Source organism: Methylocystis silviterrae (assembly GCF_013350005.1).
GTDB classification, from domain to species: Bacteria; Pseudomonadota; Alphaproteobacteria; order Rhizobiales; family Beijerinckiaceae; genus Methylocystis; species Methylocystis silviterrae.
The window spans coordinates 285176-310823 of record NZ_JABVWW010000004.1 but is presented as its reverse complement, the minus strand read 5'-3'; the positions used below and the strand labels follow the sequence as shown (position 1 = coordinate 310823).

Sequence of the window (25648 nt, the reverse complement as noted above, 5' to 3'; positions counted from 1 at the left end):
GATGCACTTGCCGCGTCAAACGCGCGAACGCCTGGCGGCGCACAAACTGCCCGATGATCCCCGCTGAATAATCTACGAGGGAGCAGAAGCTCGCGCGCCGCTCTGAAGGAGGCGTCGATGCCTGCCGTTCGCGTTTGGAAGTGGACCAGCGTGCGATGAGGCCCATTTGAAGTGCACGTGGCCGACAGCCCGGTCGGTTTCGGTTTTCAAACGCGAGCATTCCCGTGAGAACGATCATCGAGCCGTTTCGCATCAAGATGACGGAGGCGCTGCCCATCACCACGCGCAGCGAGCGCGAAGTCCTTCTTGCAAGGGCGTTCAACAACGTCTTCCTTTTGGACGCCGACCACGTCACCATCGACTTGCTGACCGACAGCGGCACGGGGGCCATGTCCGACCGCCAATGGGCGGCTCTCATGCTCGGCGACGAAAGCTATGCCGGCAGTCGCTCCTGGCGACGATTCGAGCGAACCGTGCGCGAGATTACCGGTTTCAAACACATTTTCCCGACGCATCAGGGACGCGCCGCTGAGCGCATTCTGGCTGCGACGCGTTTGAAAAAGGGGAACGTCGTTCCCAACAACGGTCACTTCGATACGACGCGCGCGAACATCGAATATGTCGACGCCGTCGCGACGGATCTGCCGTCGGCCGAAGCGCGCGATCTGCAATCTGAAAAACGGTTCAAGGGAAATATGGACCTCGCGCGACTCGAACAGTTGATCGAGATCGAAGGCGCCGGAAATATTCCTTTCTGCATGCTGACAGTGACCAACAACACCGGCGGAGGCCAGCCGGTGTCGATGGAGAACGTCCGGAGCGTCAAGCAAATCCTGGAAAGGCGTAACATCCCGCTGATAATTGACGCATGCCGCTTTGCGGAAAACGCATTCTTCATCAAAGAACGCGAGCAGGGCTTCGCCGATCGGAGCCTGTTGGAAATTGCGCGGGAAATGTTTTCATTCGCCGATGGGGCGACGATGAGCGCAAAGAAGGACGGGCTCGCAAATATCGGAGGATTTCTGGCCTGCAACAATGATTCTTGGGCCGATGACTTCCGTAACCTGCTCATCCTGACGGAAGGATTTCCGACATACGGCGGTCTCGCCGGCCGTGATCTGGAGGCAATCTCCGTCGGCTTGTTGGAAGCGTTGGAATACGACTATCAGCGCTATCGGCATGCGACCGTCGAATATGTGGCGTCGGCGCTGATCTCCCGCGACATCCCCATCGTGCGCCCCGCCGGCGGCCACGCCATATTCATCGACGCCGCCGCGTTTTGCCCGCATCTGAGGGCCAGCGACTATCCCGGCATCGGGCTCGTCAATGCGCTTTATCTTGAAGGCGGCGTTCGCGCCGTCGAGCTCGGCAGCGTCATGTTCGGAAAGCCTGCGTCAGAGGGGGGAGAGGAAATCGCAGCGTCGCACGAATTGGTGCGGTTGGCGTTCCCTCGCCGGGTCTATACGCAGAGCCATTTCGACTATCTGATTGAAGTGCTGGACGCCATCGGCCGCCAGCGCGAATCAATCGCAGCCTACCGGATCACCGAACAGGCGCCATTTCTGCGGCACTTCACCGCCCATTACGAACGAGTCGGTTGAGCCGCGAGCGCTGCGGCGGCAAGTGAGGTTACGTGAGGGCGGCGTAACTCGCCTTAGAGGCGGCCCTTATCGATCACATGATTCGATGTGATCGATAAGCGCTCTAGGCGGTCGACGATGGGCCACCCTGAGCGGCCTGAAACTGTACGACCTCGGTGGCCGAATATTCTCCGCGCGCTCCGCAGTTCGGGCACGTCACCTTAAATGTGGCGGGCCCGGATATCTCCAGAGCGCCCGTGCCTGTCAGCTCGCTCAGAAAAGCAAAGCGTTGTCGGCACTGTTTGCACGCAAATCCAATATACCAGCTGCCAGGAATGAGCGCGGGCATCGCAGATACCTCAAAATCGCCGGTGAACAGAATGCCTTTTGGCATGGGGGTCTCCTGTCTTACGACTTTGATATTCATGTAGCGCTGGGCCGTCTCCCTGACGATCTTTACGGCGTTTACGCTCGTTCCCCCGGCGCGGGCCGCGACGCGCGTATTACGACGCCACCGCGTTCTGCAGCGTGCAAAGCGAATATCGCCCGTAAAGGGGCGACGCCAACGGCTGATCCGGCCAGTAGGTCCGATGAAGGTCGGCGACTGTGCAACGATCGAGCACGCTCGCCCCGCACCGCGCGGCTTGCTCCGCAAGATTCTCGATCCCGTACGTCCAGGGGGCGCCCATTGCGGCGAATCTTTCAACGACGCTGGTGATTTCAGGATCGCCGGTTGCGTTCTGGATCACATCCTCGGCGAAGTAGTCGAAGGACACCGAGCAGCTCTCGATATGGCGCATGAGGTCCGTCAAGATCTGACAGACCGCCGCTTCATCCAAATACATTGTGTTCCCTTCCCATATGACATGCGTGGGACGTTTGAAATCAAATCCGTTTCGACGAAGGAGACCGATCATTCCATCCGTCACATAATCCGCCCCAATATATTTCGTATTGGGATCAACATCGCTTGCTTCGAGCTTTGCCTTCTTGAACGCCTGGGTTTCTGGAGCGTCGATTTCAAAATAGGCGACGCCTTCGGCCGCGATCCGCTGCGGCCTTGTGTCGAGACCGGCGCCAAGTATGAGGATCTGTCGGCGCCCTCGGTCGATCTGATGACGAAGCCGGTCGTCGAAGTAGCGCGTCCTCAGTCGCACATTATTTCGTATCGGCGGGAACGACTGGGAAATGCGATCCGCCGCCTCTTTCGATTCCCGATTGAGGAACAGGTGGACGAAGGGATCGCGGTAGAGCGGATGAGCTTGCTTGTTTTCGTCATTGCGGAATTCCGCCACGACAAAAGCGGTTCCCACCACCTTTTGAATTTCGACCATTGGCTGTCTCGGCGCAGAAACGCGTTCCGGCGTTCGTTGAAGGTTAACTCTTAGCTGCGTTTGCAGGGCGCTCTCACAGAGGGCGGCCCGGTCACTTTTGCGGATAGCGCTCCAGCAGTTGCGCAAGCGGCTCCGAACTCACCGCACTGGGCGGCGAATAAGGATCGTCCACGGATGCCACCAGCGATATCGGGACGATCGCCGCCAAAGCGAAAATCGCCTGCGCGAGAAGCTGAGGCCTCGGGCGGTCGAGATGCACGATGGCAAGGGCGATTTGCGTGATGAAAGCGATGATGATCACCGCCGCCCATTTGCGATCGTCGGGAAAGGCCCCCGCAATCGCGAGTCGTTGTTCCCGCGCCGATCGCAAACGCATCACCGTATCGACGAGCGCGCGCTGGAAGGCCGGCTCGATTCTGGCGCTGGCGACCGCGCGCGTGAGTCTGTTCAGAGCGGCCTCGGTTTCCGGCGATTCTTTGCCGTCTTCCATGGTCTTCCATTCGAGGCCAACGGCGGTTTCCACATAGTCACGCACGGCGCGCGGAATATCGTCCGCGTTGAGTCCATGATTGCCCGAAAGCGCCGCGAGCGTCGCCAATTGCTCGCGCTCCATGGCGATGGCGCGATAGGCGCTGCGATTTGCTTCCCAGACGTCCTGCGAGAGGAAGGTCATCAGCAGGCCAAACAGGGTTGCCGGAACGGCGACGAAGGGCGGCACGACGCCTTTCCAGTTCTGCACATAGGCGGCAAAGCGCGAGGCGAAGCTAAGCCAGCACAGGAAAAGCGCGACTGCGGCCATGGCGAATGTGAGCATGAGCGCCATGACGAGCGTCGTCTGCGACATCCAGAATTTTAAAAGCACGGTTCCCCTCGAATCGACAGTTAATGGCGATTGAAGGACATCATAATCGAGATTCGCCAGACGATCGCACCCCCTTGCCCGCCTACCTTTCGCATTACGGGGTTCCTCTCACGTCAAAACGCGTTACCTTTCGCGAGGGCGATCGTCGATCTGAGTTCGGTAGGCATGTCAACCGAGACGGACATTTCCGCCTATGCGAGCTCGATCCTTGAGACCGTGGGCTTGCCGCTGCTGGCGCTTGATTCACAGCTCACGGTCGAGGTCGCCAATGACGCGTTCCTCAGTCAGTTTCAGATGACGCGCGAGGAGACAGTCGGCCGGCCGGTTTATGAGCTTTGCGACGGGCTGTGGGACATCCCGGAGCTGCGCCGGCTGCTAGAGCAAATTGTTGAGCGAAGCAGTACGGTCGAGGATTGCCGCGTCGAACATGACTTCGAACGTGTCGGCCGTCGCATCATGCGGCTCAACGCCAAGCGCATCCGCAGGCCAGATGAAAAAGATTGCATCCTGCTTGCGATATCCGACGAGAGCGAGTGTGAGCGGCTTCGTCGTGAACTCGAAGGCCAGATCGAATTTTCAAAGAAACTGATCGACAGCGTGCGTGAAGCGCTGCTGGTTCTCCACGCGGACCTCACGGTTCACTCGGCGAATCGGCCCTTCTATCGACTCTTCGGGGGAGATCCCAAGGAGACGGAAGGACGTCTCGTTTACGAGCTGGACAATGGCCAGTGGGACACCCCGGAGCTGCGACGGCTGCTTGAGGACATTCTCCCTCGCCGCCAGAGTTTCGACGACTACCAGATCGAACATGTGGTCCAAGGGTTCGGTCCTCGGGTGATGCTGGTGAACGGCCGTCGGCTCGACCAGCTTAACCTGATCGTTCTCGCCATAAGTGACACGATGGAGCAACTGACGTGCGAGGTGAACCGTCGGGACCGCGAGGTTCGGCAAAATCTCCTCATCGATCTGAATGACCGATTGCGCCCGTTGGCGGATCCCGTGGCGATTCAGGCTGCGGCCAGCGAGGTCCTGGGCCGACATCTCAAGGCCACCCAAGCGGCCTATGCGGAGATCGACGAGACCGGCGACTACGCAACTGTTGAGCACGACTGGAACGACGGCGCGGCGCCAAGCAACGCCGGGCGCCATCGTCTCGAGAGTTGGGGAGAGGCCCTGATCGCGGACCTCAAGCGCGGCAGAACAATCGTCGTCAGCGACGTTCGCAACGACCCGCGCACGGCGGCGCCTGAGACCCTAAGGTCATTCGAAAGCCGTTCGATTTCCGCTTTTCTGGCCGCGCCGCTGGTCAAGGACGACCGGCTGGTCGCGGTGGTTACCGTTCACTCGCGGCGACCGCGGACGTGGAGCGCCGCTCAGGCGGCGGTCGCCGAAGATGTCGCCGAGCGAACGTGGTCGGCGATTGAGCGGGCGCGCGCGGAGGAGGCGCTGCGCGCCAGCGAGTCGCGCTATCGCCTGCTGTTCGAATCCATTGACGAAAGCTTCACGGTGGTCGAGCCGCTCTATGACCATGCGGTCGACTACCGCTTCCTTGAAGTCAATCCAGCATTTGTGGCTATTACCGGGCTGAAGAACGTTGAAGGGCGGAGCGGTCGCGAGCTTGCGCCCAGCCTGGAAAAGGACTGGATCGATACGATCGGCAGAGTCGGGGTGTCCGGGAACGCCGAACGCGTCCGCAGAGCGCGCGCGCTCGGCAAGATCTACGACGCCTTTGTCTTCCGCGTCGAGGAAGCGGAAAGCCCAAGAGTCGCCGTGCTGTCGAGGGACGTGACTGAGCGCGTGCGCGCGGAGGAACAGCGCGCTCTTCTCATGCGCGAGCTCAATCATCGCTCGAAAAACATGTTGAGCATCGTGCTGGCCATCGCACGAGCGACCGCGGGCAATCCAGGACGCGACTTCGAGGAGACGTTTCAAGAGCGCATTTTGTCTCTCGCCGCGAACCAGGACCTGCTGGTCGCCAGCGATTGGCAAGGCGTCCCGCTAAGCGATCTCGTGCGCTCGCAGCTCGCTCATCTGGAGGATTTGATCGGCGATCGCATCGGGCTAAACGGCCCGCCGCTGATCATCTTGGCCGCGGCGTCGCAATCTTTCAGCATGGCGCTGCATGAGCTGGCGACCAACGCCGTCAAATATGGCGCTCTGTCCAACTCGGATGGCCGCGTTGACATCGAATGGGGCGTCCGCGAGCACGATGGCGAAGGCCGGCGTTTCACGATGCGCTGGCGTGAGACGGAGGGTCCCACGGTCGTTCCGCCCGCGCGTAACGGCTTCGGGTCCATAGTCATTCGTGACATGATCAGACTGAACCTCAGAGGGGATGCAAGGCTCCAATACGACAGCGCAGGCGTCGTCTGGGACTTCGACTGCCCGATTGAGAATGTGCTGGAGGCCCCGGAATCCCCCTGAGCCGAAAAGTAGCGCCGCAGCAACAGCTGCTGCCGCCTCCAAGGCCCCTCTATCGAGGCTGCATGCGACCTTTGCCGCTCTACGCAGAACGCCCCGCCGTTACATCGACGGTCGGGGCGTTCGTTTGCGGAACGCTCTCCGCGTCCAATGCTGGCGCGGCTGAGACGCTCACAAGCGCCGCGGCAAATATCTATCGGCGATCGCCTTGGCTGCCGACGCTGGATGAGCCGCGCGACAGCTTCGGCCGAGGCTGGCTCAGCCATCCGCCGGAGTGCGGCAAATGATCTTCGCAGAATGGACGCGTTTCGAGGTTCTGGAGAAGCGATCTGATCGCGCTTCGCCTTCGCTGAAGCTTCCTGGCGGTCATTGGAAATCTCCTTCTTTAAGAGACGGACCACTGAACAACCTATTTAGGAGCGTCATCCTAACAACGAATGAAATCAAGCTCTGTTCCGATCTTCTCGCGTCTTTCATCGACGAATTGCGCCAAGCGTTGCAAATTTGTCGCGGCGCTTATGGCTCTCAATAGATCTTCGGGCGAAGCAACTGCTCCAAAAGACGCGGCGCCGGGCTCGAAGGCGATTCATGTTTCGCGATGGGGATGACGACCACAATCGACCACGCAAATCGCTTGTAAATGGCCCCGCCCATCGTCTATCGCCAACCATTGGTTAGCGCGGACATGCGACCTCGCGAGAGGCGCTCTTTGGACGACTTTCGGCTTAAGGGAGGAATGATGAAAGCGCTGGTTAGATTAGGCTTCCTGTTTGCTGTGATGGCCACAGCATTCCTGTTGGCGGGATCGTCTGTCAGGGCGGGAAGCGATCCGCTTCCGTCATGGAACGAAGGTCCGACCAAACATGCAATCGTTGAATTCATTCGAGCGACGACCGATCCATCCAGTACAAAATTCGCCCCGCCCGAGGAGCGCATCGCGGTCTTCGATCAGGATGGCACGCTATGGGCGTCTCATCCGATATATCCGCAGTTGATGTATTGCCTGGATCGCCTGCCCGCCGTCGTAAAGGCGAAACCGGCGCTAGCGAAGGTCGAGCCCTTCAAGACGGCGCTCTCACGCAACATGGAGGCGATATCGAAGCTTTCGACGAAGGACCTCATCAAGATCATGACCGCGCCGCTCAGCGGCATGAGCGTAGAGCAGTTTAGAGCCGACGCGGAAAAATGGCTCGAGACAGCGAGACACCCGCGCTGGGGTCGCCGCTACACCGAACTGACGTATCTGCCGATGCTCGAGCTGATGAAGCATCTGCGCGCCAACGGCTATAAGACCTACATCGTCACCGGAGGCGGGCAAGATTTCGTGCGAGTCTATGCAGAGCAGACCTATGGCGTTCCGCCCGAGCAGGTTGTCGGGACTCTCGAGAGCGTAAGCTACCGTTATGACAAGCGCGGGCGTCCCGTTCTGATCGAGAGCCCCGAAACGCTGCTCAGCGACGTCGGAGTCGGCAAGCCGGAGGCCATCCATTTGATGATCGGTCGTCGGCCGCGCGCCGCATTCGGGAACTCAACGGGCGACCGGCAGATGCTTGAATACACGACGTCGGGGGACGGCGCGCGATTCGGAATGTTGGTTTTGCACGACGACGCTCAGCGCGAATACGCCTATGGTCCGGCGCTCGGATTGCCCGACACCAGAATTGGGGCTTTTCCTCAGTCTTTGCATGATGAGGCGAAGCGGCAGGGTTGGTTCGTCATCAGCATGAAAAGCGATTGGAGCCGGATATGGGCTTTCGAACAATGAAGCGCATGGGCAAGCGCGCTCCAAAACAGCGATACGGCGCGCGTCTTGAGCGCCCGTTCCTTCTACGGGCTGAAGAGCTGTGGGGGCGTCGGCGGATCGTCTACCAATAGACCTGCGCGCGCGCTTCGAAGAGATCGGGATGGGCGCCGTTGAAATAGGGGCCTTGCCGCGTCGGAACGCCGGTTGTGAACAAGGCGTAATCATTGAGCGGCGCGGAGGCCTGCAGCACATGGACCCAGTTGAACTGAAAATGGAATCCATTGTCGGGATACCAGTTGAGTCCCAGAGTGACGTTTTGCTGGCGGCCGCCGACCACGCCAGCGTTGGCGATATAGGAGGCCGCGGCTGGATTGGGCGCGATGAGCGTCGTATAGGCGAGCATGTTGTAGAGGCTTGAGCCGCTATAGGGTCCGCTGTTGAGATTGAGCGCGCTGTAGCGCGCGGCGAGCCCAAGTGCGCCAAAGCCGCCGGCGCTCATCGGATGCTTGATCGTGATCTGATTGAAGTTCGCGCCGATTTTGTTCGTCACGTCATATGCGGCGGCGCGCTCCTCGCCGGTCAGGTACCATTGCCCGTAGAGATAAAAGCCGCTGAAATAATGCGAGGCGCCGCCCGGCGCGAAAGCGCCCGCGAGGCGCGCGAGCGCGATATTGGTCGTGTTGCGATTGACCTGCTGCCCCAGATACTCGGCCTGCAGCGAGAACGGCCCATGCGCCGCGGACAGCTCCACGCCGAAGGACTCGACGCTATTGACGCAATGCGCCGCGGCGGCCGACGTCCATCCCGGCAGAGCGACGGAGCCACACGAGAGATCCGGCGTGCCGAGCAGCCCTTGATTGAGGATATAGGCTTCCGAGCGAATGCGGTTGCCGATCCGCAGCACGCGATCGTCGGATAATCCCGTGGCGCTGTTTGGCTGGTGATAGCGGCCCGACACGCCGACATGCAGCAGATCATGTTCAGTCATGATCGGCGCGTAGGTCAATCGGCCTGTCAGATCGAAATATTGGCCGCCGCCTGTGGGGACCCAACCGGCGCGCGCCGGAATGCCGATTAACGGCGGCGCGCCGACTGCGGGGTTTGTGTTCAAATCTTCGAAGCTCGTGGTGAAGATGCCGCCCTTGGCGGTCCAATTGTCGCCATAAGCGCCGATCGCCGCGCCAAGGTGGCGGCTGGGCGCGATGGCTTCGACCGCCATGGCGCGTTCGATGAAGTCGCGGAACCGCGAGGACGCGGTGAATTCGAGGCTGAAGGGTTCGAAATAGCTGCCGATATGGATGAAGGCTGGCTCCTTCGTGAATGGCAGCGCGAGAATGGGATGTTGTACGCCAAGATAGAAGTCGCGAATGCCTCCCTGAACTGGCGCATTGAAGGGCGTGCCATATTGCGAGCCGGCGAAATCATATTGCAGTTTGTAGAACCAGTATTTTGCAGCCTTGCCCTCCACTTCGAGACGCACCTGGCGCACGCCGGCCTGGCCTGACCAGCCATTGAGCGGCTGCGCCGCGCCGCCGCCATCGAACTGCATGCGCCCGCCAATCTTGAAGCTGTAGGCTTTGTCCGCGCTTTCGACGAACAGGCCGTTCTTGAATGCGACAAAAACCGGCGGCATGAGCGGCGTCGCGGTTTGCGCCGCCTCGGCCTTCGCCACGCTTCGTTGAGCGGACTGAGTCGCCTGCTGGGCTTCTGCTTTGGCCTGGCGAGCCTCTCGCCGCAGTTTTGCAATCTCCGCCTCCAGCACTCGCAGCCTCGCCTCAATCGCGTCGCTTGAGGCGGCATGCGCCGCCGTTGTCGAGAAAACCGCGACAAGCCCGCTTGCCGCGACATGCTTCCAGCCTGGGAGATTCATGACTAGCCCCGATTGCGTCTTTATTCGCGTGAACGGCGTGCGCTTCGCCGCGGATCAAGACAGCAAGTTCATCGCGTGGAACGCCGCGACTCGCATATGCGAAGCGCGAAGCGCGCTCTCGTTCTAGCCAAGTTTTCGTACGTAGGTTTTTCCCGAGTTTTTCTCGTGCGAGGAAATATTGCTCGCGCATTTCGAGAATCGGCCGGGGGACAGCACATCGCCACATTCGCGGCCGAAGCGGGTCTCGGCGGAGTCGTTCAGCTCATCGTTTCAACGAAGGCGATCAGCCCCTTGAGCAGCGTCGTCGGATCAGGCGGACAGCCGCGAATATGAAGATCGACGGGGACGACTTTCGCGACGGCGCCGACGCATGCGTAGCTCTCGCAATAAACGCCGCCGTCAAAGGCGCAGTCGCCGACGGCGATCACCCATTTTGGATCCGGCGTCGCCGCATAGGTTCGCTCAAGCGCTTCGCGCATGTTTTTCGTCACCGGTCCGGTGACGAGCAAGACGTCGGCGTGACGTGGCGACGCCACGAAGCGCATGCCGAATCTCTCGAGATCGTAATAGGCGTTGTTGAGCGCGTGGATCTCCAGCTCGCAACCATTGCAGGAGCCCGCGTCGACTTCGCGGATCGACAGACTTCGGCCCAGTTTTTGGCGCGCGGTGCGTCCCAGCGTGTAGCCAAGTTCCGCGATCGACGTCGGATTCGGAATGGGGGCCTGTTCGGTCAGAGCGCGGCGGAGCAGGCCCTGAAGCAAGAATTTCTGCATCGCGCGCGTGTCCTAGAGATCATGCCCCGAGTAGGAACAGTTGAAAGATTTGTTGCAGAGGGGGAAGTCGGCGACGATGTTGTCCTTGATCGCCGCTTCGAGCAGCGGCCACTGGAACCAGGACGGATCGCGCAAATGACAGCGCTGGACCACGCCGTCAGCGCGAATGCGCAGCCAGACAAATATATCGCCGCGAAATCCTTCGACGAGCGCGGCGCCTTCGCGCGTCCAGTCTTCGGGCAGCGTCCATGCGGCGATGATCGGACCCTCCGGCGCCTCGTCGAGAATCTGTCTGACGATTCGCAGCGAGGCTCGGATTTCATCGAACCGGACCCAGACGCGCGCGTCGACGTCGCCTCCCTTCGCGGCGCCGATCTCGAACGTCAGCTGCGGGTAGGGGGCGTAACCGATCGCCTTGCGCGCGTCGAATGTCCGGCCGGAGGCGCGTCCGACATAGCCCCCGCACGCATATTGCTTTGCGAGCGCCTCACTGACGACGCCGGTTCCGACGGTTCGATCCTGCAGCGACGTCGTGTCGCCGAAGAGCGCGATCAGGCGCGGAGTCATGAGCTCGATCCACTCGATCAGCGTGAAAAGCGCCGCGACGTTCTCTTGCTCCAAATCGACGACAACGCCTCCCGGCGCGATGCGATCCATCATCAGGCGGTGCCCGAAGCAACTTGCCGCTTTTCTCAAGATGCGTTCGCGGACGATGCCGCACTGCGCATGCATCAATGCGAAGGCCGCGTCGTTACAGATGGCGCCGATATCGCCGAAATGATTGGCGAGCCGTTCGAGTTCAGCCATCAGCGCGCGCAGATATGTCGCGCGCGGCGGAACATTGACGTCGAACGCCGCTTCGATCGCCTGCGAAAAGGCGAGGCTATAGGCGACCGTGCTGTCGCCGGACACGCGCGCCGCGAGACGCGCGGCGCGCTCGATCGAGGCGCCGGCCATCAGTTGATCGACGCCCTTGTGCACGAAGCCAAACCGCTCCTCAAGCCGCACGACGGTTTCGCCATTGGCTGAGAAGCGGAAATGGCCCGGCTCGATAATGCCGGCGTGCACGGGTCCGACCGGTATCTGGTGGAGCGGTTCGCCTTCTGCGGGAAGGAACGCGTAGCTGTCACTGGCGGAGTCGATCTTTTCGGGGTCGTTGCAAGGATGACGCACGCCCCAACGGCCATGATCGAGCCAGGGCCGCTCGTCGGGCGCGTTTTCGGCTCGCAGGCCATAAAGATCGCGGATCGCGCGCTCGAGCCTCGACGCCGGCGGATGCAATCGCCCGACGGATGGAAAGGAGCCCTTGGGGCAGTCCAACGTGACAATGCGCAGGCGCGGCTCCCGCTCTTCGAGCACCGCCATGTGAACGCTCGAACTCTCGCCCCAGAGGCTGAGGAGTTCGCGCTCGCCTCTCGCAAGACTTTCGGCGAAAGCGAGCCAACCAGCTCTGTCGACGATCTCACGCGGCCAGGGCAGACACGTCGGCGGCGATGGCTGGGCCGGTATTTGTTTGCTGGCGAAGTTCATCTTTTCATCCTTCGAACTCAGCCTAACAGTCGCGCGACGTTCTGGAACCAGGTCACGACGTGAGACGGGAGATAGATTCCGGCCAGCAGCACAAGGGATAGATGGGCGTAGACAGGCCACATCGACGCCTTCACCTCGCCTTGGTCGCGGCTTGGCTCACCGAACGCCATCCCGGTGAGCCGCAACAGCAAGGCGCCAAAGGCGAGAAGGAGGCCGAAAACCAGCGGGATAGCGAGGAGCGGCTGGCGTGCGAAGGTCGAGCTCACGACGAGAAATTCGCTCATGAAGATGCCCAGCGGCGGCAGACCGATAATTGCGACGACGCCAGCGACGAGGGACCAGCCGAGCGCCGGCTGGCTCTGCGTCAGTCCTCTGATGTCGGCGATTCTCTGCGTGCCCTTGACCTGCGCGATGTGACCAACCGAGAAGAAGATCGCGGACTTCGTCAGGCTGTGCATCGTCATGTGCAGCAGACCGGCGAAGTTGGCGAGCGGTCCGCCCATGCCGAAAGCGAAGGCGATAATGCCCATGTGCTCGATGGAGGAGTAGGCGAACAGCCGCTTGATGTCGCCACGGCGGTAAAGCATGAAGGCCGCCATGATGAGAGATGCAAGGCCGAGCGTGATCATCAGCGGGCCGGGCGTAATCGCCGCCGCATTGGCCGTCAGCAGCATCTTGAACCGCAGCACCGCGTAAAGCGCGACATTGAGCAGGAGGCCGGACAAGACCGCCGAGATCGGCGTCGGGCCCTCCGCGTGCGCATCCGGAAGCCAGGCGTGCATCGGCGCCAACCCAACCTTCGTGCCGTAGCCGAGCATCAGGAACACGAAGGCGACGTTGAGCATCCGCGGATTGAACTGCGGCGCTTTCTGCATCAGCGTCGTCCAGACCATGGCGTCGTAGCCCTGTCCCAGAACCGGCTCGGCCGCCATGTAAATGAGGATCGTGCCGAAGAGCGCCAGCGCGATCCCGACGCTGCCGAGGATAAAATATTTCCAAGCGGCCTCGAGAGCGTGCGGCGTGCGGTACATGCCGACCATCAACACGGTTGTCAGGGTCGCGACTTCGACCGCGACCCACATGAGGCCGATGTTGCTGGCGAGCAGCGCCAGATTCATCGCGCACATCAGCGACTGATACATCGCGTGATAGAAGCGGACGTTTCTCGTGGTCAGTCGGCCAGTTTCGATCTCATGGTCGATATAGCTCGCGCTATAGACGCTCGTGGTGAAGCCGATGAAGGTCGAGAGCACAACAAAGACGATGTTGAGGTCGTCGACAAAGAGATAGCCGCCGCTTTCGGGCTCGACGACGAGAAGCACAAGCGCGAAGAGAAACGTCGCGCCGGAGGCGCAGAGGTTGATGATCGCCGAGCGTCGGTAGGCCGGTTCAAGCGCAACGGCAATGGCCGCGACGGCGGGAATGCCGACAAGCGCGTTCGAGACCAGGAAGAGATCGGAACTCATGAACGTCCTCCGCGCACGCGATCGAGTTCAGAAAGCTCAACGTTGTCGAATCGCTCACGGATGCGAAACAGGAAGATGCCGATCACGATGAAGGCGATGAGAATGGAAAAGGCGACGCTGATCTCGACGACGAGTGGCATGCCGTTCGCCCCTGCCGCCGCCAAAACCAGACCATTTTCCAGCGACATGAAACCGATAATCTGGCTCACGACGTTGCGTCGCGTCACCATCATCAACAGCCCCAGCAGCACGATCGCCAAGGCGAATGCGATGTCTTCGCGCGACAGCGGATCAGCGGAGGCGGTCGCCGGCAGCATGACGACGAGCGACAGCGCCACGAGAAATATGCCGATGAGCATGGTGATGCCGACGCCGCCAACGACCTCCACGGTGCGATGGATGCGCAAACGCTTGATGATGTGGCGAAGGCTGAAGGGAATGATCAGCGCCTTGAAGATCGCCGCGATGGCAGCCGTTAGATAGAGATGATGTGCGTCCTGGTAATAGGCCTGCCAGGCGACCGACAGCGACAGGATGACGGCGTGGAGCGTGTAGATATTGATCAGCCCCGACAGTCGATCCTGATACAGCAGCATGAAGCTCGTCAGCAGGAGCGCGCCCGCGAGCACATGGGCGATGTCGATTGTCAAAAGCTCCATCAGAGGCTCCGTGTCACGAAAACGAGCAGCGTCGCAAGGAGGCCAAGCATCAGCCCCGCGCCGAGAAAGTCGGGAACGCGGAAGATGCGCATCTTGGCTGTGGTTGTCTCAAACAGCGCGAGCGCGCCGCCGCCGATCGCCAGCTTCAGGACGTAAGCGCAAAGCCCAATCATCATCGCCTCCGCGCCCGCATCATGCGAGGCGAGCCCGACGGGGAAAAAGACGCAGGCGATGAGCGAGAGATAAAGGAGCAGCTTGAGCGCCGCGGCGAGTTCAATGAGCGCGAGATAGCGCCCGGAATATTCGAGAACCATCGCCTCATGCACCATCGTCAACTCAAGATGGGTCGCGGGATTATCGACGGGAATCCGTCCATTCTCTGCGATGGCGACGATGAGGAGCGCGACGAGCGCCATCCCGACCGAGGCGCGCAATTCCATATTCGCGACCATGTAGGCTGCAATTTCAGACAGCTGCGTCGTTCCGGCGACGAAGGAGACGGTGAAGACGATCATCATCATCGCCGGCTCCGCGAGCGAGCCGAACATCGCCTCGCGACTCGAGCCGATGCCGCCGAAACTCGTTCCAATGTCCATGCCCGCGAGAGCAAGGAAGAAACGGGCGCTGCCGAGCAGGGCGATGATGGCGATGAGATCGGCCGACCAGCTGAACGTCAGTCCCGTGGCGAACGTCGGCACGAGCGATGCGGCGACCCAGATCATCGCAAAGATCAGATAGGGCGCCCAGCGATACAGCCACGACGCGTTTTCCGCGAGGACGACCTCCTTGCGCAGCAGGCGAATGAGATCGAGCCAGGGTTGAATGATCGGCGGCCCTTTGCGGCGCAGGAGGCGCGCCTTCAGCTTTCGAACAAAGCCGATGAGCAGCGGCGCCAGCGCAAGCACCAAAAGCATTTGGACGCCTTGCGCCAGGATGTTGAAAAGAAGCGTCATATCGCCACCAGGACCAGGAGGAAGACGAGCGCCGCGAAAACCAGCGCGAGATATTCCTGGATCGTCAGGAGACTGAGGATGTTCAGCCCGGCGGCGCAGGATTCCACCGCCCGCGTGAGGGGCGCATAAAGATAGTCGAAGATCCGATCCTTGATGTCGACGCTCAAGCGCGCGGGCCGCGTATCGCCCGGCGCCGGCATGTCGAGGCGGTCCCGCACCGAAAAGGCGATGACGCCAAGGGTGCGCCGGATCGGCTGCGCGAAGCTGCTGGCGGTGTATTGCGTCATGGGACTGGTTTCGATGTAGCCACAGTCCCAGGCCGGCGCGCGCCGCGACCGCGCCGTGCCAAATTTGTGGATGACCCATCTCGCCGAATAGGCGGAGAAGAGAATGAACGCGAAGACCAGAAGTCCATTGTAGGAGCTGCGGCTTTCGGCCACGGGCGCGATCGAGAGCCAGGAGAGTTCAGCCTGCGTCGGCATGCGGCCGCCGACAAAATCTTTCGCCACGGGTGAAATCATGTCGATGAGGAGGCTCGGCAGCAGACCGGCCATGAGGCACAGCGTCAGCAAAACCGCCATGGTCCCAAGCGACCAGCGATCCGGATCATGCGCCGCGCGCGCCGCTTCGCTGCGGGGGCGCCCCAGAAAGGCGACGCCATAGGCGCGTATGTAGCAGCCGGCGCCGAGCGCCGCGCTCAGCGCCAGCGCCACGCCGACCGCCGGAACGAGGAGCTTCACGGTCCATTGCGGCAGCGACGGGCTCAGCAAGATCGCCTGGAAGACCAGCCATTCCGACACAAAGCCGTTCAGCGGCGGCAGGGCGGCGATGGCGACGCAGCCGCCGAGAAAAAGGAACGCCGTTTTCGGCATGGAGTGAATAAGACCGCCGAGCCGTTCGATGCTTCTTTCGCCGCTCGCGTTCAATACCGCGCCGGCGCCAAAGAACAGCAGGCTCTTGAACAGCGAATGATTGAAAACGTGAAAGAGCGCCGCGGTGAAGGCGAGCGCGGCCGGCAGCGCCATGCCATTGGCCTTGAACGCCAAGGCAAGACCGAGCGCGATGAAGATGATGCCGATGTTTTCGATGGTGCTGTAGGCGAGCAGCTTCTTCAGATCGCTCTGAATCGTCGCGAAGAGAACGCCGATGAGGGCGCTCGCTGCGCCAAAGGTCATCGGCTCGACCGACCACCAGAAGGCCGGCGGCCCAAGCAAATCGAACACAACCCGAATGAAGCCGTAGATGGCGACCTTCGTCATGACGCCGCTCATCAGCGCCGAGACGTGGCTTGGCGCCGCCGGATGGGCGAGCGGCAGCCAGATATGCAAGGGCGCGAGTCCCGCTTTGGACCCCATTCCGACTAACGCGAGGGCCAGGACGAGGCCCGTCTTCCATCCCTCCTTGGTCGACTCGCGAATCGAGGCGAAGTCGTAGGCGCCGGCGACGCCACCGAGAACGCCAAACGCCATCAACAGCGCAAACCCGCCGAAGCTCGCCATCAATAAATAGACGAAGCCGGCCCGCCTGTTCTCCTCCTCATGATGATGCGTCAGCACGAGCGCCCAAGAAGTAAGCGACATGAACTCCCAAGCGACGAGGAAAGTGAAGGCGTCGTCGGCCAGCACGACGAGGTTCATGCCAGCGAGAAAAGCTGGATAGAACGGCAGCACGCGCATCGGCTCTTTCTCATGCGCGCCATAGCCGATCGCATAGGCGCTCGCCGCCGCGCCGCCCAGATTGACGACGGCGAGAAAAAAGGCGGTCAGGACGTCGATGCGAAAATGCATGCCGATCCACGGCAGTCCGAGCGGCAAAGCCGTCGAAACGACATGAGCGCCCCTTGGCATGACCGCCGCGAGGAAGAGGACGCCGCAGAGGCCGATGCAAAGGCGATAGACGTTACGGCTGACGTCGTGGTTCCGCCTGTCGACGATGGCGTAGACGCTGACGGCGAGCAGCGCGCTGACACAGGTCAGCGCCAGGTAGAGCGGCATACGTGTCACCTTCGAATCGGCGCGGCGGTCGGTCGCGCCTTGCGTGAACTTTACAGGCTAGACGCTGCGCTTGCGTGGGGCGAGAGGATGCTTTGACGTCGCAACGTGTTGATCCAGTCCGCAAATCTCTGCGTGGCCGCCGTTTGCTTCATAGTCCTCGCAAAAGTGATGAAGGTTCTCCATCACCGTATGATCGACGCACCAGGAGTCTGAGAGATCAAAGATGACCGTCTTGCCCTTTGGGAGCTTGGCGAGATCGCCCTTGAGCGCGAGGTAGTTGGCGAAAAAGGCCGCGCCGCCGATCTTGACCTGATAAACGCCGGGCGCGCGCTCCACGACGTCGCGATGCAGCTTAAACACCTGTCCCCAGTTAACGCTACGCCAGAAGTGGAACAGGAACTCGGCGGCGATGCCGATGGCGACGCCGATCAAGAGATCGGTCCCCAGCACGCCGATGATCGTAATCACGAAAACGGTGAGCTGGTCCCAGCCGATCGCCAGCGTCTTCTTGAACTCGAGCGGCGATGCAAGTCGGTAGCCGGTGAACACCAGCAGCGCCGCGAGCGAGGCAAGCGGGATCTCGTGAATGACCCTCGGGAAAAGCGCGACGAAGGTCAGCAGGAACAATCCGTGGAAGAAATTCGCCCACCCCGTGCGCGCGCCATTATTCACATTGGCGGAGCTGCGGACGATTTCTGCGATCATCGGCATACCGCCAATCAGGCCGCATATAATATTGCCGAAGCCGACCGCCGCGAGGTCGCGGTTGAGATCTGAGGTGCGCCTATAGGGATCGAGCTTATCGACCGCCGCCGAGCTGAGCAAGCTTTCCAGGCTGCCAACGAGACAGATGGCGAAGACTTGCTGCCAGAACATGCTGGAGCCGATCAGCGAGAAATCCGGGAAGGCGAAGCCGGACAGGAAGTTCTGCGGAATCGAGACAAGGAATTTCGGACCGATCGTGAATTCGTGATGCGGCAGAAACGGATAGTCCGGCAGGAAGAGATAGATATGTTCATCGTCGAGATCATAATATTGCGCGAGCGCCATGCCGATGATGACGACGACGAGCGGCGCCGGGATCATTTTTAGTCGGCGACTCTTCACCAACGACCAGGCGATCAGGATCAAAAGCCCAATGAAGCCAATAATGGCGACCTCCGGATTCATGTCGCGCAGGCTAGCGGGGATGGCGCCGATTGTCTCAAACAGAGACTGCGCATCCGGCTTCACGCCGAGCATGACGTGAATCTGCTTGGCCATAATGATGATGCCGATCGCCGCCAACATGCCATGCACGGCCGAGGACGGAAAAAAGGCGCTCATCTTGCCGGCTTTCATGATGCCCATCAGCATCTGAATGACGCTGGCGCATACAATCGCCGCCAAGGTGTAGTGGTAGCCGGCTTTGGCGTCGCCGTCGCCGAGCGCCTGCACCGAGTCCAGAATGACCACGATGAGGCCCGCCGCCGGGCCGGTGATGGTGACGAAGGAGCCATTGATTCGTGACACCAGCAGGCCGCCGACGACGGCGGTGATGATGCCCGCCTGGGGCGGAAAACCCGACGCCATCGCAATGCCAAGGCATAGCGGCAGCGCGATAAGAAACACCAGAAAGCCGGACAGAACGTCGGCGCGCCAATTTTCGGCCAATCCGGCGAGGCCGGTCTTCGGCGTGAACCGGGCTGGAATCGTCCCTGTGAAATTTGGGCGATTCTCATCCGCGGCGGGTCCGCCCAGGTCCTCGCCCAGCCATTCTTGCGACGACGAACTGGGACGCTGAGAGGCGCTCGTCTCTGCCGCGACCGCTTCCAGGTCGTGGGTGACAGCCTGAGCTTTGCTTTTCATAGGGTGTCCTCGCCATCGCGCTCAGTCGAAACCTTGGCGCCGACAGGTTAGCGCGGCCGCAACATAGGACAGGCCAGTGGCTGTGGTGTTTCTCCAGTTTTTCAGGCCACAGAGATTGTTTCTGATTCATTTCCCAAATCCGACGAGATCAGACCAGAGCTACTGAAGCGTCGCGGTGCGGAGGTTTTTTTGTGCTGGAAACACTCTAGAAACATTGCATTATTACGTTCCGGCGAGCTCCAACGAAAGCGATTGCGCCTCCTTTGACCCCTCCCATTTCAATACTGATCGTCGAGGATGACGCCGAAATCGGCGAGTTCGTCTCCCTCTATCTCGCGGCGCATGATATTCAGACAAAGGTGGCCGCAAACGCCCAGGCAATGGACGCTGCGTTCAGCGCCGGGGCTTATGACCTGCTGATCCTCGATCTTAATCTTCCCGGCGAAGACGGCTTGTCGATCTGCCGGCGGGTGCGATCCGAGAGACGCATCCCTATAATCATACTGACGGCGCAGTCGGAGGATATCGATAAAATATTGGGTCTGGAGCTCGGGGCCGACGATTACATCGTCAAGCCGTTCAATTCGCGCGAACTGCTGGCGCGCATCCGCGCCGTACTGAGACGAACTGAAAACCCGAACGCCGTCGACGGGCGCGCCGTACGGCAAGCGTATCTTTTCTCGGGCTGGCGCGTCGATGTGCTGGCGCGGGAGGTCGTCGCGCCATGCGGCATAAAGGTGGCCATGACCGGCGCCGAATTCGATCTGTTGCATGCTTTGTGCGAAAATCCCCATCGGGTGTTGACGCGCGAGCAACTGATCAACATGACGCATGGACCGACGACTGGGCCCTTCGAGCGCAGCATCGACGTTCTGATCAGCCGGCTTCGACAGAAGATAGAAGCGGATCCAAAAAAGCCCGCGTTCATCCAGACGGTTCGCTCCGAGGGCTATATTTTCTCCACTCACGTGGCGCGCGCATGAACCCTGCTCGCCTTCCCTGGCGTTTCCGGCTCAACAAACTGGCCGTTCAAATCACGCTGCTGATTTTCGTGTCGATCGTGGCGTTCCAAACGATCGTCATCGGCATGTTCCATGTGTTCGGTAGGCGGCACATCGTCGACCAAGGAGATTTCATCGCGAGCATAATCCTCGCTTTGGACGTCGCTCCGCTCTCAGAGAGAGCCAATGTCATTTCAGCGCTCTCTCACGCCGTACCCTACGCCAGTATCGAGATTCAGGAGTCGCGCCCTCCGTCGGCGACATCTTCGACCGGCGGCGGCGATCTCGCCTTTGAAAACGAAATTCGTCACATCGACTCGCTGTTGTGGGGCGGCGCAGATGTGTTCGAGGTCGAAAGTTCAACGCCCGGAGATTACGGCGTCCTCGCCGTCGAATTGCATAAGGGCGGCTATGCGACGGTCTCAATCGCCGAGCATCAAAAATCTCCCGGTTCGATATGGCGATGGCTTTGGCAGCATGCCGATGACGAACCGTTCATCCTGACTCAGGGCGCGCGAACGGCCCTGTCCTTCATCATATTCACTGCGATCTTCGTGTTCTGGGCGCTGAACGCGATCATGGCGCCGCTGCGACGACTGGCAAAATATGCTGAGCAGATTCCGAGCGATGTCGATACGAAAGCGCAGCTCCCGGAGCGAGGTCCTCAGGAAGTTCGCGAATTGACCCGCTCGCTGAATCGCATGCAGGCGCGCATCAGCAAGATGATCGCCGCGCGCGCCCATGTGCTCGCGGCGGTCAGTCATGACTTGCGAACGATCATCACGCGGTTGAAGCTGAAAACAGAATTTGTGTCAGATCAAAGCCTTCAGCAGCGGATAATGCGCGACGTCGATCTCATGGACGCAATGCTGTTCAAGAATTTGCAGTATTTGCGCGCTGAAGGAGACGACAAATCCGACTGTTCCCTGGTCGATCTCGACAGCGTTCTGCAAACGGTCGCCGACGAGTTCTGCGACCTCGGGCATCATGTGACCTACCATGGCGACGGTCACCAAATGGTCTTCGGATCGCTTTGCGACGTGCAACGCATTTTCACCAATCTCGTCGAAAACGCGACGCATCACGCGAAGACCGTGGACATCTACATCGCGGAAGGCCCGGGAGCGCTCATCGAGGTCGACGTCGTTGACGACGGACCGGGAATGTCAGCGGAGGGCAAGAACACCGCATTTGAGCCCTTCGTTCGCGGTCAGCCGGGACGAACGCTTGACGAGCACAGCGGATTTGGACTCGGCCTATCGATTGTGCGTTCGCTTGTCGAGAACCACGGCGGATCCGTGTCGCTGCTCGATCGGGAGCCCAACGGGCTGATCGCGCGTGTCTGTCTGCCCCGCGCGGTGGAAGGGGACGATAAGCTGTTTCCGACGGACAAGGCCGCGCCGGCGCTCTTCTGAACGATATCGAACGGTCCTCATGCGCCGCTGATGCATGCGCGAGGAGGGCGCTCTGCTGAGCAGTCTCGAAGCGCGCCCGAACTACAGCCAGGGCGCGTTCATGCGGGCGCAAGCAGCAGGCTCGTCTCGCTTCTGGCGATGCCCTCGATCATCCTCACGCCCGACAGCACCCGATCGAATTCCTCGAGATTGGCGCACTCGATTTCCGCGATGAGGTCGAAAGGCCCGTTGGTGCTGTAAAGCGTGTGGATCTGCGGGAGTCCACGCAGCGCCTGAGCGACGCGGCGGGAATTCTTGCCGGAGACTTCGACCATCATGATCGCCCGGATGCGATCGGATGCGGCGGGATTTTTCAGCCGAACCGTAAAGCCCAGGATCACGTCGGACGCGATCAGCTTATCGAGGCGGTTCTGGACCGTCCCGCGCGAGACGCCGAGCGCCTTGGCGAGCTGGGACAAGGAGGCGCGCGCGTCGGTCCGCAGCAGCGCGATCAGTCGGTGGTCGAGATCGTCCATGACCTATGTCTCTGTGGAAACGGTCAATATCTATGACCGAAATTACAAAAATACAGTCATTTCGATAGTTTATGGCGATTTTGATTAGCGTTGCCGCGTTCTAGTCTCCCGACATGGATCGATGGGAGAAGGCATGGTGACGTTTCTCAGCGCGCGAGACATCGCCCGCATCGTTGGAGAAGTGGGCGCGCGACGCTTTTGGTCGCGGCTCGTCGACTATCTGCGTCACGACTTTATGCGCTGGGAGGCATTCGAGAAGTCGCCGCGTTACGCGAGCCATTCGCCGCGCGGCGTCATCGAACTGATGCCGACGAGCGACGGCGAGGCTTTCGCCTTTAAATTCGTCAACGGTCATCCCGGCAACACGCACTTCAACCTGCAGACCGTCGTCGCCTTCGGAGCCCTCGCCGACGTCGAGACCGGCTATCCGACGCTCATCGCCGACATGACGCTCGCCACCGCCTTTCGCACCGGCGCGACCTCGGCTCTGGCGGCGGCGCATCTTGCGCGGCCCGACAGCAAGACGATGGCGCTGATTGGCCTTGGCGCCCAGTCGGAGTTTCAGGCCTGCGCCTTTCACGCCGTTCTTGGCGTCGACCGGCTTCGCGTCTTCGATGTCGACCCTTACGCCGTCGAGAAGTTCGAGCGCAACATGGCCGACTTCGGCCTGACGATCATTCGGTGCGCCAACGCGCGCAGCGCCGCATCCGGCGCAGACATCATTACGACGATCACGGCGGATAAGAAATTCGCCACGATACTTGCCGACGACATGGTTCAGCCTGGAACCCATATCAATGCGGTCGGCGGCGATTGCCCGGGCAAGACCGAACTTGCGCGCGAACTGCTGCTGCGTTCCGAGATATGTGTCGAATATGCGCCGCAGACGCGCAGCGAGGGCGAAATTCAGCAACTCGACCCGGATCATCCGGTGACGGAGCTGCGGGAGGTTCTTGCGGGTCATCGACCAGGGCGCACCTCTAAAGACGCGATCACCATCTTCGATAGCGTCGGCTTCGCCATCGAGGATTTTTCGGTGTTGCGCCTGTTGCGGGATCTCGCGCGGGAGACCGGCGTCGGCCGCACGATCGAGCTGATCGCGGAACCCGCGGACCCCAAGGATCTGTTCTCACTGCTGCATCCGCTCGACGCGGAGCAGGACGTCGCAACTCTCGTAAGGACGGAACAGCCCGCATGATCGACGGTCGCTCGACGCCAGAGGTGACGCTGATGAACTTCGACGCTGATGCCGCTGTATTGAACGATACGCCGCGAGGCGACGCGCGCGAGGCTGCGCCGCCACGGCCTGCGCCTGCGCGTCGCGCGCTACTGATGTGCGCGCCGGACTATTTCGGCGTCGATTACATCATCAACCCGTGGATGGAAAATCAGATCGGGCAAGCAGCGCTGCCGCGCGCGCAGGCGCAGTGGAAGAACTTGCGCAGCAAGCTGGCGGCGCATAGCGATATTGCTTTCGTCGCGCCGACGCCCGGCCTGCCGGACATGGTCTTCACCGCTAATGCGGGGCTTGCGATCGGCGACATGGCCGTCGTGAGTCGATTCCACGCCAAGGAGCGGCGGCCCGAGGAGCGTCTGTTTTGCGAATGGTTCGAAGCGCAAGGCTATTCAATCGCGCCCTGGCCGGAGAACGTTCCGTTTGAGGGCGCCGGCGACGCGCTCCTCGATCACGCGCGGGGTATTGTCTGGTGCGGATACGGCTGGCGCTCAGGCGAGGAAGCGCCCAAGCATCTTCAAAAGATCTTCGGTCTGCGCGCCGTCGCGCTGAAGCTCGTCGATCCGCGCTTCTATCATCTCGACACTTGCTTCTGCCCGCTGAGGGGCGGCTGGCTGATGTATTACCCGGCGGCCTTCGATATCGCGTCACGGGAAGCGATCCGAGCCATCGCGCCAGCGGAGAAGCGGATCGAAGTCGGCGAGAAAGACGCGCTCTCTTTCGCCTGCAATGCTGTCGAAGTCGCCGGGCGCGTTTTCCTCAACGCCTGTTCCGACGATCTTCGATCGCGCCTGATCGACGCGGGCTTCACGCCCGTCGTCACGCCGCTCTCGGAATTCATGAAGGCGGGCGGCGCCGCGAAATGTCTGACGCTGCAGTTGCCGGGCGCCGCGTCCGCGGTCATGCCGCGGGGATAAGCGTTTCTCCGCCGACCGGCCGGCTACAGGGGCAAAGCGCGCCGGTCCGCAAGGCGTCGAGCACGCGCAGCGTATCGTCCGGCGCGCGGCCGACGTCGAGATTCGTCGCATAGACATGTTGAATGACATTGTCGGGATCGACGACGAAGGTGGCGCGATAGGCGACGCCTGAAGGCGCGCGCACGCCGAGGCCATCGATCAGATCGCCCCTCGAGTCGGCGAACTGCCAGATCGGCAGGCTCTTCAGGTCACGGTGGTCGCGCCGCCAAGCAAGCTTCACGAACTCATTGTCGGTCGAGCCGCCGAGAACGACGGCGTCGCGCTCGGCGAAATCCTTCGACAAGCGCGCGAAGGCCGCGATTTCCGTCGGACAAACGAAAGTAAAGTCCTTCGGATAGAAGAAGATGATTTTCCACATGCCCGGAAAGCTCGTCTCGCTGAGCGTTTCGAAGGCTGTCTCGCCGTTTTCTTCGATCTCGTTAAATCCCGGCTTAACGCCGGTAACAACGAAAGGCGGTATGCTGTCCCCAATTCCCAACATGTCTTTCTCCTAGAAAACGCCGTCGGCGCTTATTGCGGATTGCTTCTGGAGACGGTCGCATCGAACTCCTCCAGCCTCGAGGCGCAGCGCGGTCCAGTGTCGCCGCTCGGCAGGCCATAGAGTTCGGCGCGTCGCCAATCGATGAAGCGCTCTTCCGTCTCCCACATGGTCACCGAGAAATAGAGCACGTGCGGACCGCACTCCTTTCCCCTATGGAATTGAAAGCCGATGAGACCGGCCGCTTCCCGCAGCCGGACGCTTGTCTCTCGCCAAGCCGCTTCGAATGTTTCTTCGCAGCCCTTGACGACCTTGAACTGGTTCGAGGCCATGAACATCGCGCGTTCCTTCTTTCCTGTTGCCGAATATTTCATGGCGTCTGCCACGCATGCTGCTGCGCACGACGCGACAGCGCGACGAGCGCGGCGAATTCGTCACATCTCTTGCGCATGCATTCATCAGAACAGGAAAGCGCATAGTGGCTGCGCAGCGCCGCGAGCCCATAGCCGGCGAGTTCGACTTCATTGATCGACAGTCGAACCGAGTTTTGGTTCATCGCTTCGGCGAGAATCGAGTCAATGCGTTTTCTCTCGCGCGCCAGTTCGCACATCATTATCTCCTTGAGGGTCCGACACGTCACGCGTGGGGTTGCGCGCCCTGATCCTTTGCTTGAGGGTTCGATGCCGAAAGTCTCAGCGGCGCCGCGTGTATGCTCGAAAGATTTAGCAGGCGACTTCCTGCGTCAATACAATTGATCCCTTATCGGAAGTCTTTCAGAAAGCGCCGTCCGAAGCGTTCTTATTTGCGAAATATTCCAATTAGAAGGAACACAAGACATCAGCGTTGCACGTCGTCATCGGCGCCGCCGACCGGGGCCTTCTCGAGGCCATCGTTCTGGCCTGTGGCCTTCACGACGGGGCCATCGTTCCGGCGCAAATCTGGGTTCATTCGACAATACGCCGCGAAGGCCTGGCTTCAGCCCCAACGCGGCGCG

22 protein-coding genes are annotated in these 25648 nt (G+C 60.8%); 8 read left to right on the top strand and 14 right to left on the bottom strand.

Translation table 11 applies throughout. The features are described from left to right. The first annotated feature begins 224 nt into the window (after positions 1 to 224). Positions 225 to 1601, top strand: coding sequence for a tryptophanase (locus HUN39_RS06800; RefSeq protein ID WP_175093696.1), 1377 nt, complete (start codon positions 225 to 227; stop codon positions 1599 to 1601). Positions 1602 to 2083: 482 nt separating this feature from the next. Here the strand turns inward: HUN39_RS06800 and HUN39_RS06795 are convergent, their stop codons facing one another. Together HUN39_RS06795 and HUN39_RS06790 are read right to left on the bottom strand one after the other, a co-directional pair. Beyond that, the gene (locus HUN39_RS06795) at positions 2084 to 2914 is read right to left on the bottom strand and encodes a class I SAM-dependent methyltransferase (RefSeq protein WP_175093695.1); all 831 of its coding nucleotides are present in this window, start codon (positions 2912 to 2914) and stop codon (positions 2084 to 2086) included. 91 nt (positions 2915 to 3005) lie between these two features. Continuing rightward, entirely contained in the window at positions 3006 to 3776 is a 771-nt protein-coding gene (locus HUN39_RS06790; RefSeq protein WP_175093694.1) for a bestrophin-like domain, read from the bottom strand. 165 nt (positions 3777 to 3941) lie between these two features. Here HUN39_RS06790 and HUN39_RS06785 point away from each other — a divergent pair, with 165 nt between their 5' ends. The 3 genes from HUN39_RS06785 (at position 3942) to HUN39_RS06775 (ending at position 7962) form a co-directional block, all read left to right on the top strand. Next, positions 3942 to 6200, top strand: coding sequence for an HWE histidine kinase domain-containing protein (locus HUN39_RS06785; protein WP_175093693.1), 2259 nt, complete (start codon positions 3942 to 3944; stop codon positions 6198 to 6200). Between the two features lie 280 nt (positions 6201 to 6480). Continuing rightward, positions 6481 to 6729 carry a hypothetical protein gene (locus tag HUN39_RS06780; RefSeq protein ID WP_175093692.1) on the top strand — a complete coding sequence of 83 codons (249 nt, stop codon included), beginning with the start codon at positions 6481 to 6483 and terminating at the stop codon, positions 6727 to 6729. A 207-nt stretch (positions 6730 to 6936) separates the two neighbouring features. Further along, positions 6937 to 7962, top strand: a complete 1026-nt coding sequence (locus HUN39_RS06775; protein WP_175093691.1) for an HAD family hydrolase — start codon at positions 6937 to 6939, stop codon at positions 7960 to 7962. 100 nt (positions 7963 to 8062) lie between these two features. Here HUN39_RS06775 and HUN39_RS06770 read toward each other — a convergent pair whose 3' ends face one another. The 8 genes from HUN39_RS06770 to HUN39_RS06735 all read right to left on the bottom strand — a co-directional run bounded on the left by HUN39_RS06770 (position 8063) and on the right by HUN39_RS06735 (position 19034). Next, positions 8063 to 9811, bottom strand: a complete 1749-nt coding sequence (locus tag HUN39_RS06770) for a porin (protein WP_175093690.1) — start codon at positions 9809 to 9811, stop codon at positions 8063 to 8065. 257 nt (positions 9812 to 10068) lie between these two features. Then, positions 10069 to 10584 carry an NADH-quinone oxidoreductase subunit B family protein gene (locus HUN39_RS06765; protein WP_175093689.1) on the bottom strand — a complete coding sequence of 172 codons (516 nt, stop codon included), beginning with the start codon at positions 10582 to 10584 and terminating at the stop codon, positions 10069 to 10071. A 12-nt stretch (positions 10585 to 10596) separates the two neighbouring features. Then, positions 10597 to 12114, bottom strand: a complete 1518-nt coding sequence (locus HUN39_RS06760; protein WP_232365956.1) for a hydrogenase large subunit — start codon at positions 12112 to 12114, stop codon at positions 10597 to 10599. A 17-nt stretch (positions 12115 to 12131) separates the two neighbouring features. After that, positions 12132 to 13580 carry a hydrogenase 4 subunit F gene (locus HUN39_RS06755; RefSeq protein ID WP_175093688.1) on the bottom strand — a complete coding sequence of 483 codons (1449 nt, stop codon included), beginning with the start codon at positions 13578 to 13580 and terminating at the stop codon, positions 12132 to 12134. Beyond that, the gene (locus tag HUN39_RS06750; protein WP_175093687.1) at positions 13577 to 14239 is read right to left on the bottom strand and encodes a hydrogenase-4 component E; all 663 of its coding nucleotides are present in this window, start codon (positions 14237 to 14239) and stop codon (positions 13577 to 13579) included. Before HUN39_RS06750 ends, HUN39_RS06755 begins: the two co-directional genes overlap by 4 nt. Next, positions 14239 to 15192: a respiratory chain complex I subunit 1 family protein gene (locus HUN39_RS06745; RefSeq protein ID WP_175093686.1), complete on the bottom strand. Its 954-nt coding sequence runs from the start codon at positions 15190 to 15192 to the stop codon at positions 14239 to 14241. Before HUN39_RS06745 ends, HUN39_RS06750 begins: the two co-directional genes overlap by 1 nt. Next, entirely contained in the window at positions 15189 to 17186 is a 1998-nt protein-coding gene (gene hyfB / locus HUN39_RS06740; protein ID WP_175093685.1) for a hydrogenase 4 subunit B, read from the bottom strand. The genes HUN39_RS06745 and hyfB overlap by 4 nt, the downstream gene beginning before the upstream one ends. 57 nt (positions 17187 to 17243) lie before the next feature. Then, complete coding sequence (locus tag HUN39_RS06735; RefSeq protein WP_210266868.1) at positions 17244 to 19034, bottom strand: SulP family inorganic anion transporter; 1791 nt, start codon at positions 19032 to 19034, stop codon at positions 17244 to 17246. A 263-nt stretch (positions 19035 to 19297) separates the two neighbouring features. Between HUN39_RS06735 and HUN39_RS06730 the strand changes: the two genes are divergently transcribed. After that, positions 19298 to 20017 carry a response regulator gene (locus HUN39_RS06730; RefSeq protein ID WP_175093684.1) on the top strand — a complete coding sequence of 240 codons (720 nt, stop codon included), beginning with the start codon at positions 19298 to 19300 and terminating at the stop codon, positions 20015 to 20017. Then, positions 20014 to 21450 (top strand): ATP-binding protein, encoded by a 1437-nt coding sequence (locus HUN39_RS06725; RefSeq protein WP_175093683.1) that lies wholly within the window; start codon positions 20014 to 20016, stop codon positions 21448 to 21450. The genes HUN39_RS06730 and HUN39_RS06725 overlap by 4 nt, the downstream gene beginning before the upstream one ends. Before the next feature lie 98 nt (positions 21451 to 21548). Here HUN39_RS06725 and HUN39_RS06720 read toward each other — a convergent pair whose 3' ends face one another. Continuing rightward, a complete protein-coding gene (locus HUN39_RS06720) occupies positions 21549 to 21965 on the bottom strand; it encodes an Lrp/AsnC family transcriptional regulator (RefSeq protein WP_018407344.1) in 417 nt (138 codons plus the stop codon). Positions 21966 to 22098: 133 nt separating this feature from the next. Here HUN39_RS06720 and HUN39_RS06715 point away from each other — a divergent pair, with 133 nt between their 5' ends. After that, positions 22099 to 23163 (top strand): ornithine cyclodeaminase, encoded by a 1065-nt coding sequence (locus HUN39_RS06715; protein ID WP_175093682.1) that lies wholly within the window; start codon positions 22099 to 22101, stop codon positions 23161 to 23163. Next, the gene (locus HUN39_RS06710) at positions 23160 to 24116 is read left to right on the top strand and encodes a dimethylarginine dimethylaminohydrolase family protein (RefSeq protein WP_175093681.1); all 957 of its coding nucleotides are present in this window, start codon (positions 23160 to 23162) and stop codon (positions 24114 to 24116) included. Before HUN39_RS06715 ends, HUN39_RS06710 begins: the two co-directional genes overlap by 4 nt. On the opposite strand, the gene HUN39_RS06705 is transcribed toward HUN39_RS06710, so the two are convergent. From HUN39_RS06705 to HUN39_RS06695, 3 genes are read right to left on the bottom strand one after another with little or no spacing between them, the layout of a single operon-like run. After that, positions 24100 to 24657 (bottom strand): peroxiredoxin, encoded by a 558-nt coding sequence (locus tag HUN39_RS06705; RefSeq protein ID WP_175093680.1) that lies wholly within the window; start codon positions 24655 to 24657, stop codon positions 24100 to 24102. The two genes, HUN39_RS06710 and HUN39_RS06705, sit on opposite strands and share 17 nt — an antisense overlap. Positions 24658 to 24686: 29 nt before the next feature. Continuing rightward, positions 24687 to 25028 (bottom strand): antibiotic biosynthesis monooxygenase family protein, encoded by a 342-nt coding sequence (locus HUN39_RS06700; RefSeq protein ID WP_175093679.1) that lies wholly within the window; start codon positions 25026 to 25028, stop codon positions 24687 to 24689. Continuing rightward, on the bottom strand, positions 25025 to 25264 hold the full coding sequence (locus HUN39_RS06695; RefSeq protein ID WP_232365955.1) for a hypothetical protein: 240 nt from the start codon (positions 25262 to 25264) through the stop codon (positions 25025 to 25027). Before HUN39_RS06695 ends, HUN39_RS06700 begins: the two co-directional genes overlap by 4 nt. Positions 25265 to 25648: the final 384 nt, after the last annotated feature.